Raw genomic sequence first — 17,727 nt, forward strand, 5'->3', positions numbered from 1 at the left:
CTCAACCTGATCGTGAATCACGACCCTCGGTTTAGGATCGCCATGCCAACCCGAAGGAGTTCTCGTGTTCGATCACCTGAGCGTCGTCGTCAGCGACTATGCGAAAAGCAAGGCCTTCTACTCGCGAGCGCTCGCCCCGACCGGCCATTCGCGGCTGGTCGAACTGCCGGCCACGCATCCTGCCCGAGGAGAGAGCGCAGGTTTCTGCCATGCGGACGGGTCTGATTTCTGGATCGCGCAGGGAGAGGCGATCCATCCGCCCATCCACATTGCGTTTCGCGTGTCCTCTCGCGCCGCGGTGGACGCCTTCTACGAGGCGGCCCTCGCCGCGGGCGGGAGGGACAACGGCGCACCCGGCTTGCGACCCCACTACCACGCCCACTACTACGGTGCCTTCGTGCTCGATCCGGACGGCCACAACATCGAGGCCGTCTGTCACGAGGCGGAGTAACTCGGTTCCCCCTGATGCGCATGAAGAGCGTGGTGCCCTCATCCTTCCTATGGACATTGGCACCAGGTCGTACTCTCAAGTATCTACAGGGCTCCAAGTCCTCTTCGCCTGGCGTTCGGTGGCTTGAGCTGTCCCTGGCGTGGTCGTTCCTGAACAGGTCCGCAGATGAAGAACGACGAGAGCACGCAGAGCCGTCGCCAGCCAAAGCAGGAGCGCTCGCGGCAGACGGTGGATGCCGTCCTCGACGCCGTCCCCAGGGTGCTCAAGAGGCACGGAGCCCGAGCGGTCACCACCAACCGCATCGCGGAGGTGGCGGGGGTCAGCATCGGCTCTCTGTACCAGTACTTCCCGGACAAGCAGGCCATCTTCAATGCGCTTCATGAGCGCCATGTGGAGGATGTGAAGCACCGGATGGAACGTGCCGTGGCGCAATGCGCCTCGAGTTCCATCGACGAGTTCGCGACCTGCCTCGTGGAAGGACTGGCGGATGCCCACATCGTCGAGCCTGAGCTCCACGAGCTGATCTCCGCCGCCGTCCCGGCTTCCTCGCTCGGGTTCAAGGAAGCGCTTCAGATGGTCTTCGAGCTGGTGATTCCACCGCCCGAGGTCGGCCCCTCCCGCCCGCAGGAAGGCGACCGGATGTTGTTCGTCCTGCCTCACCTGGTCGAGGTGCTGATCCACGCCGTGCCCCAAGCGCGCCCGCCCTTCACGGCGGAGCGCGCCAAGGGCGAAGTCATCCGGACGGTCCTCCATTACCTGGACCGGCCATGACGGTTCACTGAAAGGCTTCGGCGTTCTGTTGGACCCAGCGGTCGAATGAGAGGGGCTTGCGGCCGAGGAGCCGCTCAACGCCGTCCGTGATAGTCGTCAGTCTGCCGTCTCGGATGGCACGCCAGATGTCCACGAGCGCGTCCGCATACTGCCGGCCCCCTGCGTAGACGAGTGCGGATTCGAGGGCTTCTTCGTCGGAGAGCTCCTCGTAGCGGACCTTTTTCCCAATGGCCGCGCCAATCTTGGCTGTCATGGCTGCGTAGCTCAGCGCCTCGGGTCCGGTGATCACCAGGGACTCTCCGATGTGCTCGCTCGTCGTGAGTGCGTGAGTGATGACGTCGGCGAGGTCGTCGGGATGAATGAAGGCGATCTTCCCTTGCCCTGTCGAGGAACGGAGGACCCCTTCCGCGGCAATCGAGTGAGCCCAACCGAGCACGTTCGACATGAAGGCGGCTGACTGGATGAACGTGTACGGCAACCCGCTCTGCCGGATCGCATCCTCGCCGCGCGCGTGCCATGGGCCGGTTCCCACCCCGGTCCGGACGTCCAGGGTCGAGAGCTTCACCATGTGTTTGACACCCGCCTCCACAGCGACCTCCACGACGACTCGGTCTCGACTGGCGAGGCGTGGCCCGCTGTTGAGGAGAAACACGCCGTCGCTGCCGGTGAGTGCCTTCCGGAGAGCGGGGCTTGGCTTGGCCAGGTCGCCGACGTGAATGTCAACCTCGTCGCCGAACAGCGCCTGGGCTCGGGCTGCATCCCGGACAAAGACGCGGGGACGATGCCCACCTTTGATGAGGCGATGGGTGACGAGAGAGCCGATATTGCCTGTCGCGCCAGTCACCAAGAATGTCATTGAACGTGGCTCCAGGTTCGCATGAGCTCACGGACGACCTGTCGCTGACCATCAAGCGACAGGTGCAGGCCATCCTCCGTGAAGAACTCAGGCGGTGGAGATGCGCCGAAGGCCGCAAAGAGGTCGACCGTGGGCTCCTCGAGGGCACGGATGGCCTCCGCGACACGGCGGACGTCCTCGTTGCGGAAGCGGACTCCGAAGCGAGACAGCCCCCAGTGCTTCGACACGCGCTCCTCGAGGACCGGGGGCGGCGTCATCCACAGGCGACGTGCCTGCGTCCCCTGTGCGGCACGGGAGCGAAGCTCCTCCAGGTTGCGCGCCGTCTCATGGGCGTCCACGAGCGTCTTGCCCGCGTTCGGGCCTTGATACCGCGCGTCATTCACACCGATGAAGAAGATGATCCAATCCGGCTTCTGCACGAGGGCGTTCCCTAGCCGCACCAACCCATGCGTGGTTGTCTCTCCGCCGCCCGCATTGATGGCCACGGAGACCTCATCTTGGGGACGCTGAGCCGCCACCAGCTCCCGGAGAATGACCGCCCAGGATTGAGGATCTGCCGTGTGACTGTCGCCGAACGTGACAATGCGCGCGCTCTTGCTCAACGGTAGTTCTTCCAGCATCCGGCTGAACTCGGGTTCCGCGAGCAGCCCTTGTGCGGCTTCTCTTGCGCCCTTCTGGAACTGAGCGAGCTCGGCGAGGTACGTCTCCGGCTCGAGGCCGAGCAAGGCGGCGCACGTCTCGGCCGATACTTTGCTACCGCCCGGAAGCGACGAGACGGTCCTCTCCGGTTGAAGGACTTTCATGAGCCAGCGCCTCTGCTCAGGTGACAATTCCATGTGCTCCGTCTCCAGTGATTGGGGGGAGGCATAGAGGTACCGGACAGGGGCAGCACGGTCAGCTCGCGTTGCCCCGCGGCCAACCCTTTGAAATGACTCCGTCCTGATGCAGCGGCGAGTGACTTGCTCAGGTTCCACGCCCGAACGCGCAGGGGTCGTGCTCGCGCAGGCCCCTGAGCGTCAGGCCATCCGCCGTCATTCCGCCACGGCGGCGCCGGTGGCTGGGCACGCAGCGGAGGCGATTCTCGCCCCGGTGCCTCGATGGAGAGTGCCGCAGCGCTGCGAGGCTTTGAGGGGAATGGGCCCTCCTGGATTCGAACCAGGGACCAATCGGTTATGAGCCGACAGCTCTAACCGCTGAGCTAAGGGCCCTCATCACGCGCGGGGCTGAGTATCGCTCGACGCGCGGGGCTGGCAAGAGGGCCCTTCAGTCCAAGGCCTGCGGCGGCACCTTCACGCGATAGCCACCGTCGCGCTCGTCCACCTGGAGCCCCTCGGCGCGCAGCAGGCTCGCCTGCCGGTCTCCCACGGGCGACGCGAGCGTCCCGTCCGCGCGCACCACCCGCCACCAGGGCACGTCCTTCTTCGCGAGCTCCGGGGGCAACATGCGCATCTCCCGCCCCACCGCGCGCGCCGCGCCGGGCTTGCCCGAGTAGAGCGCCACCTGCGCGTAGGTCCGCACCTGTCCGCGCGGAATCGCTCTCACCGCTCGCCGCACGGCCTCGGAGAAGGGCAGGGGAGCGGACGCGGGAGCCTTCGCTGACTTTGTCTTCTTCTGGGCCACGCGCGGACTCTAGAAACACGAAGGCCCCCGGTCCACGACTTGGGAACGGGGGCCTCACGCCTTCACGAGGAAGGTGTGCGTCAGCTCTCCACGAAGGAGCGCAGCCGCTTGGAGCGGCTCGGGTGGCGCAGCTTGCGCAGCGCCTTGGCCTCAATCTGACGGATGCGCTCGCGCGTCACCTCGAAGTCCTGGCCCACCTCTTCCAGCGTGTGGTCGCTCTTCTCGCCAATGCCAAAGCGCATGCGCAGGACCTTCTCCTCGCGCGGCGTCAGCGTGGCCAGCACCTTGCGGGTCTGCTCCGCCAGGTTCATGTTGATGACCGCGTCCGCCGGCGACACGAGGCTCTTGTCCTCGATGAAGTCGCCCAGGTGGCTGTCCTCTTCCTCGCCAATCGGCGTCTCGAGGGAGATGGGCTCCTTGGCGATCTTCAGGACCTTGCGGACCTTGTCGAGCGGCAGCTCCATCTTCTCCGCGATCTCCTCGGGCGTCGGCTCGCGGCCAATCTCCTGCACGAGGTAGCGGCTGGTGCGGATGAGCTTGTTGATGGTCTCGATCATGTGCACCGGGATGCGGATGGTGCGGGCCTGATCCGCGATGGCGCGGGTGATGGCCTGACGGATCCACCAGGTGGCGTACGTCGAGAACTTGTAGCCGCGCTTGTACTCGAACTTGTCCACGGCCTTCATGAGGCCGATGTTGCCCTCCTGGATGAGGTCCAGGAACTGGAGGCCACGGTTCGTGTACTTCTTCGCGATGGACACCACGAGGCGCAGGTTCGCCTCCACCAGCTCGCTCTTGGCGCGCTCGGCGCGCTTCTCGCCCAGGCGGATGGCATCGTAGTTGCGACGCAGCGCCTCGTGGGGAAGGTTGGCCTCCTCCTCCACGCGCTTGATCTTCCGTACCGCGGTACGGACGTCGCGGTCGAGCATCTCCAGCTGCTCAGGGGTGAAGTTGAGCTGCTTCTGGAGCTTCTTCGCGATGGTGGGGTTCTCGCGCGACTCCTTGAGCTGCGGGCGCAGCTCCTTGACGGACACGCCATAGCGGCGCTCCAGGTCGCGGATCTCGTCCTCGGCCTTGTCGACGCGCTCGATGAGAGCCTTCAGGTTGATGACGATGCGGTCCACCTGCTTCTTGTTGAGCCGCATCTCCTCCAGGACCTCCATCATCTTGGTCCGAAGGTCCTTCACCTCCTGCTTCAGCTCCTTCTTGCGCACCTCGGTGAGCTTCTTCTTCGAGCCGAGCTCCTCCTCCAGCACTTCGCAATCCTTCGCGAACTTGCGGAAGCGCTCGATCTGCTTGCAGATCTGCTCAATCTTGTTCAGCTCGCTCTGCGCGAGCTGCGCCGGAGCGCCCTCACCGTCCACGCCCTCCTCGGCCGGCTCCTCGCCACCCTCGGCGTTGGTCTCCTCGGGCGCGTCCTTGATGACGTCGCGCACGCGCAGCTTGCCCGTCTTCAGACGGTTGCCAATGTCGAGGATGTCCGCCACGGCGACGCGGCAGGCGAGCAGCGCGCGGAGGACTTCCTTCTCGCCCTCCTCGATGCGCTTGGCGATTTCGACTTCGCCCTCGCGCGTGAGCAGGCTGACGCTGCCCATCTTGCGCAGGTACAGGCGGACGGGGTCGTTCGACTTGCCACCCGGCTCGTCGTCCTCGTCCTTCTCGTCCTCGTCGGCCTCTTCCTTCTCTTCCTCGACGGCGACGGTGGGCTTGATCTCGTTGGACTGCGCGGCCTTCTGCGCGTCGACGATCTCGATGTCGTTGTCGCCGAACATGCTCATCACGTCGTCGATTTGATCCGACGACACGATGTCCGCAGGCAGGGCGTCATTGACCTCGTCGTAGGTGAGGAACCCCTTCTCGCGCCCAGCGGCCAGGAGGTCCTTCACTTCCTTGCGCTCGGCGACCGGGTCCTCCTCGACGTCGTCCTCGACGGCGTCCGGGTCCACTTCGACGGCGGCGGCGGCCTCTTCGGCGGCCTCCTCGGGATCCACGTCGTCGGCGATCGCCGCTACGCCCTTCTTCTTCTTCGTCTTCTCGGTGGCCTCAGCGGTAGCGGCAGTGGCCTCCTTCGCGACGGCCTCCTTCTCCTCGGCGCCCGCCTTGGCACCCTTCGCCACCGCCGCCGCCGGAGCGTCCGGAGCCTTCTTCTTGCGGATCACCGGATCCACCTTCTTCTTGGTGGGCTTCACGGACCCCTTGGAGGGCTTCTGCGTCGGCATTCGGGTACTTCTCCTTGAGGAAAATCAGATGCTTGAGGCCTGGGGCGAGCCGGCCGATCTACCGCAAAGTCGAGGTTTCTTACAAACGCGAACTCAAACCGGTTGCATTGGGGCCTTTGTTCCCGCTCCGGATGGGCGCAACTCGTCCTCGATGCGCTTCTTGAGAGCCAGCAACTCGATGCGCTCGGCCAGGAGCTGGCGAGTCTCCTCCGTCAAATCAAACGCCCCCGGCGTCTGCTCTGTCGCACGCTTTATATAAACGAGCCGCTCGGCGATCCGCCGCAGCATGATGTCTCGGCAGACAAGGATGAACTCGGTCTCCAGGGCGAGCCCTCCCTCGGAGAGTCGCCGCCACGCTGCGTCGATGGCCTTCTTCACCAGCTCACTTGTCTCGAACAGCGCGTCGTTCGTGCCGCGTCCCGACGTGGCGTGGGCCAGCACCACGCGCAGCCCCATGTGGGAAAGTTCGTCACACACGCGGAACGTGTCCTGGGCGAGCAGGCGAGGCTCGCGGAGGACGGCGGCCACGTAGAGCGCTTCGCTCTCGGGGGGAGGGCGCTCGGCGACCGGGCGGGGAGCGGGGCGAACTGCGGCCTCATGGGCAGGCGGGGCGGGGGGCGGCGTCTTGGCGCGCAGCGAGTTTTCAATCTGTGTCGGCTGCCAGCCGAAGTGGTCCGCCAGTGAGCCAAACAACGCGGAGCGCACCAGACCCGGGGGGACCTGCACGGCCACGGGCTTGAGCCGCTCCAGCGCGGCCATCTTCTCCTCGAAGGTGGCCGAGCGGCCCTGCGGTAGCAGGGTGGCGAAGAGGTAGGTGGTGAGGGGCTGCGCGGCCTCCAGGAGGCGCTCCACGCCCTCGGCGCCCTCGCGGCGGGCGAAGGTGTCCGGGTCGTCTCCCTGGGGCAGCAGCGCGACGCGGGTGGGCGCGCCAGCGGCGAGCAGCGGACCCGCCAGCCGCTCGACGGCCGCGAGCCCCGCCGCGTCCCCGTCCAGGAGCAGCGTGAGGTCGCGCGCCTCGGCGCGGCGCAGCACCTGGAGGTGGCCCGCGGTCAGGTTGGTGGAGCACAGGGCCAGCGCGTGCTTCACGCCCACCTGGTGCAGCCCGATGCAGTCGAAGTAGCCCTCGACGAGCACCGCGCCCTTGCGCTTGCGCAGCTCATCACGCGCCTGGTCCATCCCGAAGAGCGTCTCGCTCTTGTTGTACAGCCGGGACTCCCGCGAGTTGAGGTACTTGGGCCCGCCGTCTTCCACGCCCACCACGCGGCCACCGAAGGCGATGGGACGGCCCTCCGGCGCGCGGATGGGCACCATGAGGCGGCTGCGGAAGAAGTCGAAGCAGCCGTCGCCCGAGTTGCGCTTGAGGACGAGGCCCGCCTTCATGCCCCACTCGAGCATGCCGTGCTTCTGGAAGCGGTCCGCCAGGAGACTCCAGGCGTGGGGCGCCCAGCCGAGACCAAATGCGTGGGCCACCTCGTCGGAGACGCCCCGGCTGTGGAGGTAGGCGCGAGCGGCGCGGCCCTCGTCCTCCTGCCAGAGCAGCGCGCGGAAGTGCTCGGCGGCCATGTCCGTGGCGGACTTGAGTTCCTGGCGCTCGCGCATCCCCGGGTCCTGCGCCGCTTCCAGGTCGATGCCTACCTCGCGGGCGAGGTCGCGCACCGCGTCCAGGAACGTCTTGCCCAGGTATCGCTGCACGAAGGAGACCGCGTCGCCGCTCGCCCGGCAGCCGTGGCAGAAATAGAACCGCTTCTCTGGCACCACGTAGAAGGACGGCGTCTTCTCCTGGTGGAAGGGGCAGCGGCCCTTGAACTCCCGGCCGGCCTTCTTCAGCTCCACGTGCCGGGAGATGAGCGTGACGATGTCGACGCGCTCGAGGACTTCTTGAATCTTGTGTTCTGGAATCACGCCATCCCCCCCGCGGCTCGCGCTGGCCAGGGCGCCTGGGAGGCATCCTTCCAGTCCAGCCTGACGTCCCCCGGCGACTCTTCGCCCGCACAGGCGCACCCCGCTCGGGCGGTGGGCGGCCCGTGGGGGGCGGACGCGGAGGAGGGGATGGGCACGTTCACGGACTCCTGCGGAGCAGCCACGCCGGCCCCTGGGTGGGCAGCGGACGATGCTCCTGCGGGTAGCCCTTAATGGGGCGCGGGCGGCGGATCAAAAAAACCGCTCAGCGCTCCCCACCGGGTGGGAGGGCACCGTGAGTTTCCGCACAGTGCCCGGGACGGAGGAGACCGCTCAGGACAGCTTCGCGAGCTGCGCCTTGACGGCCTCGGAGATGGCCCGGCCCTCGGCGCGACCCTGGACCTTGGGGTTCACGTTCTTCATGACGGCGCCCATGTCCTTGGGGCCCTTCGCACCCACCTCGGCGATCGCGGCCTGGACGGCGGCGATCAACTCGTCGGGGGACAGCTGCTGGGGCAGGTAGCCCTGGAGGACGGAAATCTCCGCCTCTTCCTTCTCGGCCAGCTCGGGGCGGCCACCGGCGCGGAACTGCTCGACGGAGTCCCGGCGCTGCTTGATGAGGCCCGCGATGACCTGGAGCACGCCCGCGTCGTCGAGCGCCGAGGCACCCGGCTCCACTTCCTTGTACTTCACGGAGCTCTTCAGCATCCGCAGCACGCTGGTGGTCAGTTCGTTCTTGGACCGCATCGCGTCCTTCAGGTCCGCGTCGATGCGCTCTTTCAAGGTGGCCATGTTCGGGACTCCCGGAGGTGGCGGGAAAGGGTACAGCGGGAACTGCGAGCGACGGGAGCCAGGGTTCCGTCTGACGAAACCCCGGCTCCTCGGCGCGAGGCGCGCTTAGTACGACTTGCGGGCCTTCTTGACGGCGCGCTTCTTGGCGGCGAGCGCCTTCTTCTTGCGCTTGACGGAAGGCTTCTCGTAGTGCTCGCGCTTGCGGATCTCGGAGAGGATTCCGGCCTTCTCGGTGGCCTTCTTGAAGCGCTTCAGGGCGCTCTCGATGGACTCACCTTCCTTGACTCGAATACCGGGCATACTGTCACCTCCTTCCGCCGATGCTGGAATGTAGGACTTCCTGAAAAGGGCAGGGGGTATTACCCAGCGGCCCGCAAAACGCAAGGACGCACGACCAAAACCCTGCGTTCACTGGGCTACAGTGTCCACTTCGTGAGCCCTGCCCTCCTCCTGATGGTGCTGCTGGCGGCCGGCCAGCAGCGTGGCAGCACGGGCGCCGCGGCCTGCTGGGTGTCCTGTCAGCGACATGTGACGGACCGCACGCTGCGAGCGCAGGCCTACGCGCGCTGCATGACGGGCGGGCGCGTGGACTCGTGGCTGTCTGTCGTCGGCTCGCAGGGCGAGGACCGCCGCGTGCTTGCGTCCGCGCGCACGGATCCGGATTGGCGCGTGCGCTGGGGCGCGGTGAAGGCAGAGGCGCGCAGCAAGGGTGTCACCGAGCGCCGCGTGCTGGCGGACTGGGTGGTGGACACCTCGCCTGGCTCGGATCTCGACGCGTGCCTCACCGCTGCGCGCGCCGCGGCCGAGCAGGGGCAATCCACCGCGGACTTCCTCAAGGAGGCGGGCTCGCGAGGGCCGGCCGCCGCCGCGCGAGTATGGGCGCGCCGCGACGCCATTCGCGAGGCGCTGGAGCTGGAGCTGTACGCGACGGATGAGTCCGTGCGTCCGGCAGCGCTCGCGCACCTGGGCGTCTTCCTGAGTCGCTCGCCAGCGCGCGTGGTGCTGGAGGCCATGGCGGGGCGGCCCGAGGCGGGCGATGCCGCCGTGGCCGCGTCCCTCAAGGCGGTGGCGACGCGGCGACAGACGTCCGTGGGGCAGCTGCTCTTGAACGAGGCGCGGCCCGCGGATGAGGCCCGCGTCAATCGCCTGTTCGCGGTGTACTCGCAGGAGTTGGACGCGCTGCGACCGCAGCTCACCTCGGCGGACGCGAGCGTGCGGCGCGGGGCGCTTGCTTCGTTGCGAATCTATGGCCCGCTGGCGCGCAAGGAGTTGGAGGCCGCGCTGGAGGATGACGACCGCCGCGCCCGCGAGCTGGCGGCACGTGCGCTGGCGGATGGCAGTGGGGGACGGGTGTATCTCGCGAAGCAGCTCCAGGCCGCGACGACTGGCGAGGGCGCGCGCCCATGGTTGGAGGTCCTGGCTCGCGACAAGGGCTGCGCGGCGCTGCTGCACGACGTGGCCTCGGACAAGGCCCGTCCGGCTGCGGTGCGCGGCGAGGCCGTGGCCCTGCTGGGTGAATGTCCCGAGACCTCGCGCGATATTCGGAAGCTGGGGAGCTACTTGTCGGATCGGGCCCCCGCGGTCCGCGCGGGAGCGGTGCGCGCGCTGGCGTCCATGCCTCGCAGTGCCGAGGGGGCGCAGGCCGCGGCGCGTGCGCTGGAAGACCCCGCGCCAGAAGTGGTGGCGGCGGCCCTGGATGCGGTGGCGGATCCTCGGCAGTCGACGCACGGGGATGATGCCGCGGAGTTGCTCGGTTCGGAGCATCCGGTGGTTCGTGCCGCCGCGGCCCGGGCGCTGGAGCGCATTGGTCGGCCGCCGCACGTCAAGGCGCTGGCCGAGTGTCTGCGCGAGGACCCCGTGGTGGAGGTGCGCGTGGCCGCGGCGCAGGCGCTGACGAACATTGGTGGGCCGCTCGCGGTCGCCGCGTTGTCCGCGGCGGTCAGCCACGATGCGGACAGCCATGTGCAGCATGTGTCGCGCGAGGGGCTGCGCCGGCTGGGCTTTACGCGGTAGCGCGCGCGGTTCAGGGGCCGCTGATGCTGCGGCCATCCACGCGGTTGCGGCCCGCGTGCTTGGCCCGGTACAGGTATTTGTCCGCGGCGCCGATGATGTCCTCGGGCTGGGAGAAGTCCGAGTCGAGCAGCGTGGCCACGCCCAGGCTGATGGACACCTTGATGGGCGTGCCGCTGAACATGAAGTCGCTGCGGTCCACCGCCACGCGGCAACGCTCCGCGCACGCGAGCGCGGCGTCCTCGGCGGACTCGCGCAGCATGAGGGCGAACTCCTCTCCGCCGTAGCGGGCCAGGAGGTCCTCGGTGCGCACGGTGTCGCTCACCCGCTGCGCGATGCGCGTCAGCACGAAGTCTCCGGCCGGGTGGCCATAGACGTCGTTGATGCGCTTGAAGTGGTCCACGTCGAACAGCACCAGCGACAGCGGCACCTGATGACGCAGGCAGTACGCGAACTCCTTGCGCAGCGTCTCCATGAAGTACTTCTTGTTGTAGAGCCGGGTGAGGCCGTCCCGGGTGGCGGACTCGTAGATGCTGCGCTGGTACTGCTCCTCCAGCGCGTCCTGGATGGAGAACTTCAGGACGGTGTTGGAGCCGATCTGGATCTTGTCCCCGTCGTAGAGCGGCGCCGCGCTGACCTTCAGCCCGTTGAGATAGGTGCCGTTCGTGCTGCCGAGGTCCACCAGCTGGAAGCGGCCATCGCCGATGGCCACGACCTTGGCGTGCTTGCGCGAGATGCCGTCGTCCTCGACCTGGAACTGAGCCTCGGACGAGCGACCGAGCACCACTTCCGAGCGATCCAGCTTGAACATCCGTCCGATGCCCGCCGCGGACTTGGCGCTGATGACGATCAGGTACGCGCTCTGCTGCTGGGCGCTGCCCAGCAGGTCCGAAATGGAATGGACGGAAGTTTTCTCCTCGGACATCGCGTCTCCCATCTTAGGGGCCGCCATTTCGCGGCGGCAAGCTCGCCGCCGCATGGATCGCCACCCGGCGTGTCACTTCGCTCGCGCGGACCGCGCGGACCGGCGCCGCGCCGGGGAGGGTGGGGGAACTGTCATGCGCCCGACGGTCAGCTCGCCCGCCACCGGGGTCTTGAGGAAGCGGGTGAGGGCCTCCGGAGAGTTCGGGTGGTAGGCCAGCCCCTGCATCAGCTTCACCAGGGCGGCCGACGGGGTCATGTCCGCCGCTCCCACCGCGCCCTCGGCCAGCGCCGCCGCGCCGGACTCGTAGAGTGACAGGTCCACCCCGTTGCGGTGCGCCTGACTCACCACCAGCACCGGGACCCCGCGCTCTCGCGCCTGGGTGAACAGCGGGCGCAGCGAGCGGCCCAGCTCCGGATCAATGGGGAAGTTCCCCGCCCCATACGCCTCCACCACGAACCCCTTCACGTGCGGCAGGAGCTGGAGCGGCAGCGCGGGGTCCAGGCCCGGGTACACCTTCAAGAGGAAGACGCGCGAGTCGAGCCGCTCGAAGAGGCGGAAGGGGCCGCGTGCCTTGAGCCCCGGCTCGAAGGTGGCGTCCACGCCCAGCGTGCCCAGCACCGGGAAGTTGGGGCTCTCGAAGGCGTCGTACTCGGCCACCTTGACCTTGCGCGTGCGATTGCCCCGGTAGAGGTGCGAGTCGAAGCAGATGGTCACCTCGCGCGGGCCCTGCAGCGCGGAGAGGACCGCGTCGATGAGGTTGAGGCGCGCGTCCGAGCGGATCTCCCCCAGCGGCCGCTGCGAGCCCGTCAGCACCACGGGGCAGGGCGGGTTGCGCAGCATGAACGACAGCGCGCTTGCTGTGTGGGCGAGCGTGTCCGTGCCATGGGTCACCACCGCCCCGTCGAAATGGGGGAGGCGCTGATGAAGGTGTGCTGCCATGCGGCTCCACAGTTCGGGCTGCATCTCCGAGCTGTCGACGTTGCAGAACAGCTCCAGCTCGATGTCGGCGAGCTGGAACAGCTCTGGAGCGCGCTTGCGAAGCGTCTTGAAGAAGGCCGCGGGACGCAGGGCGGACGGGCGTCCTCCGGCCATCCCCAAGGTTCCACCGGTGTGAAGGAGCAGGACTCTGGGCATGGGCAAGGGACCCTCCCCTGCCAAAGCCTGCCTTCCTTTACAAGCTTTGCGCGCATGGCTAAGACCCGCGGCGTGCTCCTCCCCTGCTGGAAGCGTGTCGTTCCTCTGCTGGCCGCCATGGTCCTGACGGGCCCCGCCTGCACCCAGAACCCCCCGTCCGCCGCCGCGCCGTCGCCCGCTCCCGCCCCGCGCGAGTCCCTGGCCACCTCGGTGCCCCTGCCGACGTCGCCGACCGGCACCGTTACGCCTACCTCCGGAACGCCTGCCGCGGCCGCTCCAGCCACGCCGTCGTCGGATCCCGCCGCGGTGCTCACCGGCATCCCCGGGATGGACTTCTCGGCGCTCTCACCGGCCGCCAAGCGCGAGCTGGCCACGGTGATGAGCGACGAGTTCTGCTACTGCGGCTGCCCGCACACCCTGGGCGCCTGTCTCAAGGGTCACACGAACTGCAAGCATGCCAAGCGCATGGCCCGGCTGGCCGCGCGCATGGTGGCGGATGGCGGCCCGGCCACCGAGGTCATCGTCACGCTGTCCAAGTACTACGCCTCGTTCCGCGAGCCGCGCGCCCAGCTCAAGATTGATCCGCGCATGTGCCAGGGCGACCCCAAGGCCCCCGTGACGGTGGCCGAGTTCTCTGACTTCGAGTGCCCGTTCTGCGGCAAGGCCCGGCCCATCCTGGAGGGCTTCGCGAAGAAGAACGCGGGACAGGTGCGCTTCTGCTACCTGCCGTTCCCCCTGTCCATGCACGCCAACGCCATCCCCGCGGGGCAGGCGGCGCTCTGGGCGCGCGACCAGGGCAAGTTCTGGGAGATGCACGACGCCCTCTTCGAGCACCAGGAGAACCTCAAGCCCGAGGCGCTCCCCGCGCTGGCCAAGTCGCTGGGCCTGGATGGCGCCAAGCTGGCCGCGGTGCTGAAGACGGACCAGTACAAGCAGGAGCTGGAGGGGTTCCGCGCCCAGGGGCGCACGGCCGCCATCACCGGCACGCCGTCCGTGTTCTTCAACGGGCGCTTCTACGACCTGGGATATGAGGCGGAGATGCTCGCCCACAGCCTGGAGGACGAGCTGGAGTGGCGCGCCAACAACAACGCATGGTCCGCTGACTGACGCGGGGATGACGCAACGCTTCCGCATCGAAGGGGCCTCGCAGCTCGTTCCCGAGGACCGCATGGGGCCGGCGCCGCTGTCGGGGCGCTCGGGCGCGTACACGCTGGTGCCCACCACGCCGGACCTGCTCGTCTTCTCTCGTACGCCGCCGCAAGGGGGCTCCATCCCCACGCCGCGCGTGGTGCTGGCGGGTGACGCCGGCGGCTTCCCGCTGTCGGACCTCATCGCGTTCCTGAGCCAGTCGCGCTGGAGCGGCGTCATCCGGGTGCACACGCCGGGCGGCGAGCGAACGGTCCTGTTTCGCGAGGGCGAGGTGCGCGGCGCCAGCTCGGATGATCCGGCGGATCGTCTGGGCGAGGTGCTCGTGCGCCTGGGCTACGTGGAGCGCGCTGTCGTCGAGCAGGTGCTGCGCGAGCAGCCGCCCTCGAAGGTGGGGCGCGCGCTGGTGGAGCGGGGCGTGCTTCAGGCGCATGACCTGTTCAAGTGCGTCACGCACCAGGTCAGTGAGATCTTCCACGCCATCGTGCTGTGCCGCGAAGGTGCCTTCTTCCTCATCGATCAGCCGATGGACGAGAAGACGGGCCACACCATCCAGCTCTCCACGCAGAGTCTGCTGATGGACAGCATCCGGAAGATCGACGAGATGGCGCACTTCCGGAAGCGCATCCCCCACGGGCGCCTGTACGTCACGCGCAAGCGCCCCTCGGACGGCAAGCTGGAGGAAGACGAGGACCGGGTGCTGGCCCTGCTGGACGGGCGGCGCACCATCCTGGAGCTGGGGCACGCGGCGAAGCTGTCCGAGTTCGACGCGACCAAGGTCGTCTTTCGGCTGCTGGAGGGGGGCTTCGCGGCGCTGTCGGACAAGCCGACGGGTGTGGTTCCCGTGGCCGCGCCCGTGGAGAAGCGTCCGGTTGCGCCCGTGCCGGCGACGCGTCCTGCGCCTACGCCTCGGCCCGCTCCGGTGGATGCGCGCCCGGTCGCGCGTGTCTTCAACTTCATCTTCCGCGAGATTCGCGACGAGGTGTCGCGGCAGGGCATGGACCGCGAGTTCATCGCCGCGGCCAATGCGGCGCTCTCCGGCCAGGCGCTGTCGTCCTCGCCCGTGTTGGAGGGCCTGGCCTTCGCAGCGGATGGCAGCCTGCCCGAGGCTCAGCTGATGGAGGCGTTTGAGCGCCACCGCGCACAGCTCGGCAGCGAGCCGCTGGCGTCCTTCAAGCAGGCACTCAGTGACGTGATGTTCTTCCTCCTCTTCCAAGCCGGCGAGCTGTTGGAGTCCCGCGCGGATGAGGATCTCGCCCGCCGCGTGAAAGAGCTTCTCGCGACCCTCGAGGCATCGTGACGGACAGCAGTCTCCCGCGGTTGACCGCGGACGTTCCCGGTTGTGGTGGTGGTTTCAAGCTGGCTCCCGAGGACTTCGAGGTGGAGGAGCTTCCCGCCTACCTCCCGTCCGGAGACGGCACGCACCTGTATCTCTGGATAGAGAAGCGCGGGCGCGACACGCGCGAGGTGGTGCGCGCGCTGTCCCAGTCGCTCGGCGTGCGCGAGGACGACGTGGGCGTGGCGGGCATGAAGGACCGTCACGCCGTCACGCGCCAGTGGTTGTCCGTGCCCGCCGTCGCCGAGCCTCGCCTGGGGGAGTTCTCCCTGGACGGCGTGCGCGTGCTGGAGGCGCGGCGGCATGGCAACAAGCTCAGGACGGGCCACCTGCGCGGCAACCGCTTCCGCCTGCGCGTGCGCGACGTGAAGGACGTGGAGGCGGCGCGCGAGACGTTCGCGCGGCTGTCCGCGCAAGGCGTGCCCAACTACTTCGGGGAGCAGCGCTTCGGCCGGGCCGGCGACAACGCGGACCAGGGCAAGTTGCTCGTCCTGGGACAGCGGCTGCCCAAGCGGCCGGATCGCTTCCAGCGCAAGCTGTTCCTGTCCGCCTTCCAGTCGCGGCTGTTCAATCGCGCGCTGGTGTTGCGCCTGCAAGCCGGGACGTTCGCCACCGCCCTGCTCGGAGACGTGCTGCGCAAGGAGGAGACGGGTGGCCTGTTCGTCTGCGAGGCCCCCGAGGTGGATGGCCCTCGCGTGGCCTCGTTCGAGGTGAGCCCCGCCGGTCCGCTGTTCGGTCCGAAGATGACGGCCGCGCAGGGCGAGGTCGCCGAACTGGAGGCGCGCTTGCTCGTGGAGGAGGGCGTCACCCCGAGCGACTTCCTGCGGGGCGGCGGCGAGACGGAGGGCAGTCGCCGGCCCTATCGCGTGCGCCTGGGCTCGCCCGTGCTCACGCCCGAGGGCGGAGACCTGTGGCTGACGTTCGAGCTGCCCCGCGGCTCCTACGCCACCGAGGTCCTCCACGAGCTGCTGAAGGACGGCTGACCCCTCGACACGACAGTGCCTTCGCGAGAGGGGACTCCGAATTGCTGAGGGACGGCTGTCCCTCGACGCGACAGCGCCTCCGCGAGAGGGGACTCTCGGGAGGCGCGGGTGAGGCGGTCCGCCGTGGGGCGGACCCTTGCTACTGGTCGACGATGTTGAACTCGGTGCGGCGGTTCTGCGCGCGGCCGGCCTTGGTGTTGTTGGGCGCGATGGGCTTCGTCTCTCCGAAGCCCACAGCCTCCGCGCGACCCGGGTCGATGCCCCGACGCAGTAGCTGCGCCATGACCGCGTCCGCTCGCTTCTGCGACAGCTTCAGGTTGGCCGTGTCGTTGCCCATCGAGTCGGTGTGGCCCTCGATGCGCACCTTCTTGATGTAGGGCGCATCACGGAGCGCCGCGGCCACGTCGTCCAGGATGGCGAGGCTCTGCTTGCCGATGATCTTCGCGGACCCGGAACCGAAGAGGATCTGCTTCTTGATCTCGATGCGATCCCGGGTGACGACGACGAGCTTGTACTGCTTGGCGCAGCCTCGCTCCTCCTTGACGCCGGGCTGATCCGGGCAGGCATCCAGGCGGTCCACCACGCCGTCGTTGTCCTTGTCCGTGTCCGGGCAGCCGCCGTTCTCCGCAGGGCCGGCCTGGAGCGGGCACTTGTCCTGACCGTCCGGCAGACCGTCGCTGTCATTGTCGAGATCTGGACAACCGTCCTCGTCCTGGAAGCCGTCCTTGTCCTCGGGCTCGTCCGGGCACTTGTCCTTGTCGTCGTTGATGCCGTCGCCGTCCTTGTCGACGATGGGGCAGCCCAGGTTCTGCAGCGGACCGGCCTCGTTGGGGCACTTGTCCGAGCTGTCGACGATGCCGTCGGCGTCGTTGTCCAGCTCAGGGCAGCCGTCCTCGTCCTGGAAGCCGTCCTTGTCCTCGGCCTGGTCGGGGCACTTGTCGACGTTGTCGAAGATGCCGTCGCCGTCGCGGTCCTTGGGCGCTTCCTGCGGGCAGCCGTTGTTCTCGGCCACGCCGGGGTTGAGCGGGCACTTGTCGGCCGCGTCCGGGATGCCGTCGTTGTCGTTGTCCAGCTCGGGGCAGCCGTCCTCGTCCTGGAAGCCGTCCTTGTCCTCGGGCTGATCAGGGCAGGGGTCGTCCTTGTCCAGCACGCCGTCGCCGTCGCGGTCCGTCTCCTCGATGACGACGACCTGCGAGGGCTGCTGGGGCTGCGGCTGGACCTTCGGCTGCTGAGGCTGGGCCTGCGGCGTGGGCTGCGGCTCAGGGCGGTCTCGCACCAGCACCTGGCGCGGGCCGCAGTTCTTGGACAGCTCGAGCGCGCGCTTGATGGACACGTCCGCGGTGCGAACGTGCTGGGCGGCGCGGGTGCTGTCGCCCTGGCTCAGCTCGCCTCGGGCGAAGTCGAGGTTCGCCTCGGCGGTGGCCAGCTCCGCAGGGGCGCATCGCAGGGCGCCGCTGCGCCGGGCGCGCTCGACGTCCGCCTGGAGCACCTGGGTGTCCGCGCGAATCTTGTTGCCGCTGACACAGGCGGAGGACAGCAAGAGGAGCAGCGCTGCAAGGGACAGACGCTTCATCGGGGGGCGCTC

General features: G+C 68.3%; 16 protein-coding genes and 1 tRNA gene. 6 read left to right on the plus strand and 11 right to left on the minus strand.

The window, feature by feature from the left end; genetic code table 11:
• Positions 1 to 64: 64 nt before the first annotated feature.
• Together JGU66_13825 and JGU66_13830 are read left to right on the plus strand one after the other, a co-directional pair.
• The gene (locus JGU66_13825) at positions 65 to 451 is read left to right on the plus strand and encodes a VOC family protein (GenBank protein MBJ6761848.1); all 387 of its coding nucleotides are present in this window, start codon (positions 65 to 67) and stop codon (positions 449 to 451) included.
• Between the two features lie 165 nt (positions 452 to 616).
• Positions 617 to 1,222 carry a TetR/AcrR family transcriptional regulator gene (locus JGU66_13830; protein ID MBJ6761849.1) on the plus strand — a complete coding sequence of 202 codons (606 nt, stop codon included), beginning with the start codon at positions 617 to 619 and terminating at the stop codon, positions 1,220 to 1,222.
• 4 nt (positions 1,223 to 1,226) lie between these two features.
• On the opposite strand, the gene JGU66_13835 is transcribed toward JGU66_13830, so the two are convergent.
• The 8 genes from JGU66_13835 to JGU66_13870 form a co-directional block, all read right to left on the minus strand.
• Positions 1,227 to 2,078: an NAD(P)H-binding protein gene (locus tag JGU66_13835; protein MBJ6761850.1), complete on the minus strand. Its 852-nt coding sequence runs from the start codon at positions 2,076 to 2,078 to the stop codon at positions 1,227 to 1,229.
• Positions 2,075 to 2,881, minus strand: coding sequence for an SGNH/GDSL hydrolase family protein (locus tag JGU66_13840; protein ID MBJ6761851.1), 807 nt, complete (start codon positions 2,879 to 2,881; stop codon positions 2,075 to 2,077). The genes JGU66_13835 and JGU66_13840 overlap by 4 nt, the downstream gene beginning before the upstream one ends.
• Before the next feature lie 332 nt (positions 2,882 to 3,213).
• Positions 3,214 to 3,286, minus strand: a tRNA-Ile gene (locus JGU66_13845).
• 55 nt (positions 3,287 to 3,341) lie between these two features.
• Positions 3,342 to 3,698: an MGMT family protein gene (locus JGU66_13850; protein MBJ6761852.1), complete on the minus strand. Its 357-nt coding sequence runs from the start codon at positions 3,696 to 3,698 to the stop codon at positions 3,342 to 3,344.
• 80 nt (positions 3,699 to 3,778) lie between these two features.
• A complete protein-coding gene (gene rpoD, locus JGU66_13855; GenBank protein ID MBJ6761853.1) occupies positions 3,779 to 5,917 on the minus strand; it encodes an RNA polymerase sigma factor RpoD in 2,139 nt (712 codons plus the stop codon).
• Positions 5,918 to 6,010: 93 nt separating this feature from the next.
• Complete coding sequence (dnaG, locus tag JGU66_13860; protein ID MBJ6761854.1) at positions 6,011 to 7,819, minus strand: DNA primase; 1,809 nt, start codon at positions 7,817 to 7,819, stop codon at positions 6,011 to 6,013.
• 330 nt (positions 7,820 to 8,149) lie between these two features.
• Complete coding sequence (locus JGU66_13865; protein MBJ6761855.1) at positions 8,150 to 8,608, minus strand: GatB/YqeY domain-containing protein; 459 nt, start codon at positions 8,606 to 8,608, stop codon at positions 8,150 to 8,152.
• A 105-nt stretch (positions 8,609 to 8,713) separates the two neighbouring features.
• Positions 8,714 to 8,908, minus strand: a complete 195-nt coding sequence (locus JGU66_13870) for a 30S ribosomal protein S21 (protein MBJ6761856.1) — start codon at positions 8,906 to 8,908, stop codon at positions 8,714 to 8,716.
• Positions 8,909 to 9,061: 153 nt separating this feature from the next.
• Between JGU66_13870 and JGU66_13875 the strand changes: the two genes are divergently transcribed.
• On the plus strand, positions 9,062 to 10,621 hold the full coding sequence (locus tag JGU66_13875; GenBank protein MBJ6761857.1) for a HEAT repeat domain-containing protein: 1,560 nt from the start codon (positions 9,062 to 9,064) through the stop codon (positions 10,619 to 10,621).
• Between the two features lie 10 nt (positions 10,622 to 10,631).
• Here the strand turns inward: JGU66_13875 and JGU66_13880 are convergent, their stop codons facing one another.
• Together JGU66_13880 and JGU66_13885 are read right to left on the minus strand one after the other, a co-directional pair.
• The gene (locus tag JGU66_13880) at positions 10,632 to 11,543 is read right to left on the minus strand and encodes a GGDEF domain-containing protein (protein ID MBJ6761858.1); all 912 of its coding nucleotides are present in this window, start codon (positions 11,541 to 11,543) and stop codon (positions 10,632 to 10,634) included.
• A 72-nt stretch (positions 11,544 to 11,615) separates the two neighbouring features.
• A complete protein-coding gene (locus JGU66_13885; protein ID MBJ6761859.1) occupies positions 11,616 to 12,677 on the minus strand; it encodes an asparaginase in 1,062 nt (353 codons plus the stop codon).
• 72 nt (positions 12,678 to 12,749) lie between these two features.
• On the opposite strand from JGU66_13885, the gene JGU66_13890 reads away from it, so the two are divergent.
• Genes JGU66_13890 through JGU66_13900 form a run of 3 tightly spaced genes read left to right on the plus strand, consistent with a single transcriptional unit; the run spans position 12,750 to position 16,142 of the window.
• Positions 12,750 to 13,784, plus strand: coding sequence for a thioredoxin domain-containing protein (locus JGU66_13890; protein ID MBJ6761860.1), 1,035 nt, complete (start codon positions 12,750 to 12,752; stop codon positions 13,782 to 13,784).
• 7 nt (positions 13,785 to 13,791) lie between these two features.
• A complete protein-coding gene (locus tag JGU66_13895) occupies positions 13,792 to 15,123 on the plus strand; it encodes a DUF4388 domain-containing protein (protein ID MBJ6761861.1) in 1,332 nt (443 codons plus the stop codon).
• The gene (locus JGU66_13900; GenBank protein ID MBJ6761862.1) at positions 15,120 to 16,142 is read left to right on the plus strand and encodes a tRNA pseudouridine(13) synthase TruD; all 1,023 of its coding nucleotides are present in this window, start codon (positions 15,120 to 15,122) and stop codon (positions 16,140 to 16,142) included. Before JGU66_13895 ends, JGU66_13900 begins: the two co-directional genes overlap by 4 nt.
• A gap of 139 nt (positions 16,143 to 16,281) precedes the next feature.
• Here the strand turns inward: JGU66_13900 and JGU66_13905 are convergent, their stop codons facing one another.
• The gene (locus JGU66_13905) at positions 16,282 to 17,715 is read right to left on the minus strand and encodes an OmpA family protein (GenBank protein ID MBJ6761863.1); all 1,434 of its coding nucleotides are present in this window, start codon (positions 17,713 to 17,715) and stop codon (positions 16,282 to 16,284) included.
• Between the last annotated feature and the right edge of the window lie 12 nt (positions 17,716 to 17,727).

It is taken from the genome of Myxococcaceae bacterium JPH2, assembly GCA_016458225.1.
In the GTDB taxonomy this organism is placed as follows: domain Bacteria; phylum Myxococcota; class Myxococcia; order Myxococcales; family Myxococcaceae; genus Citreicoccus.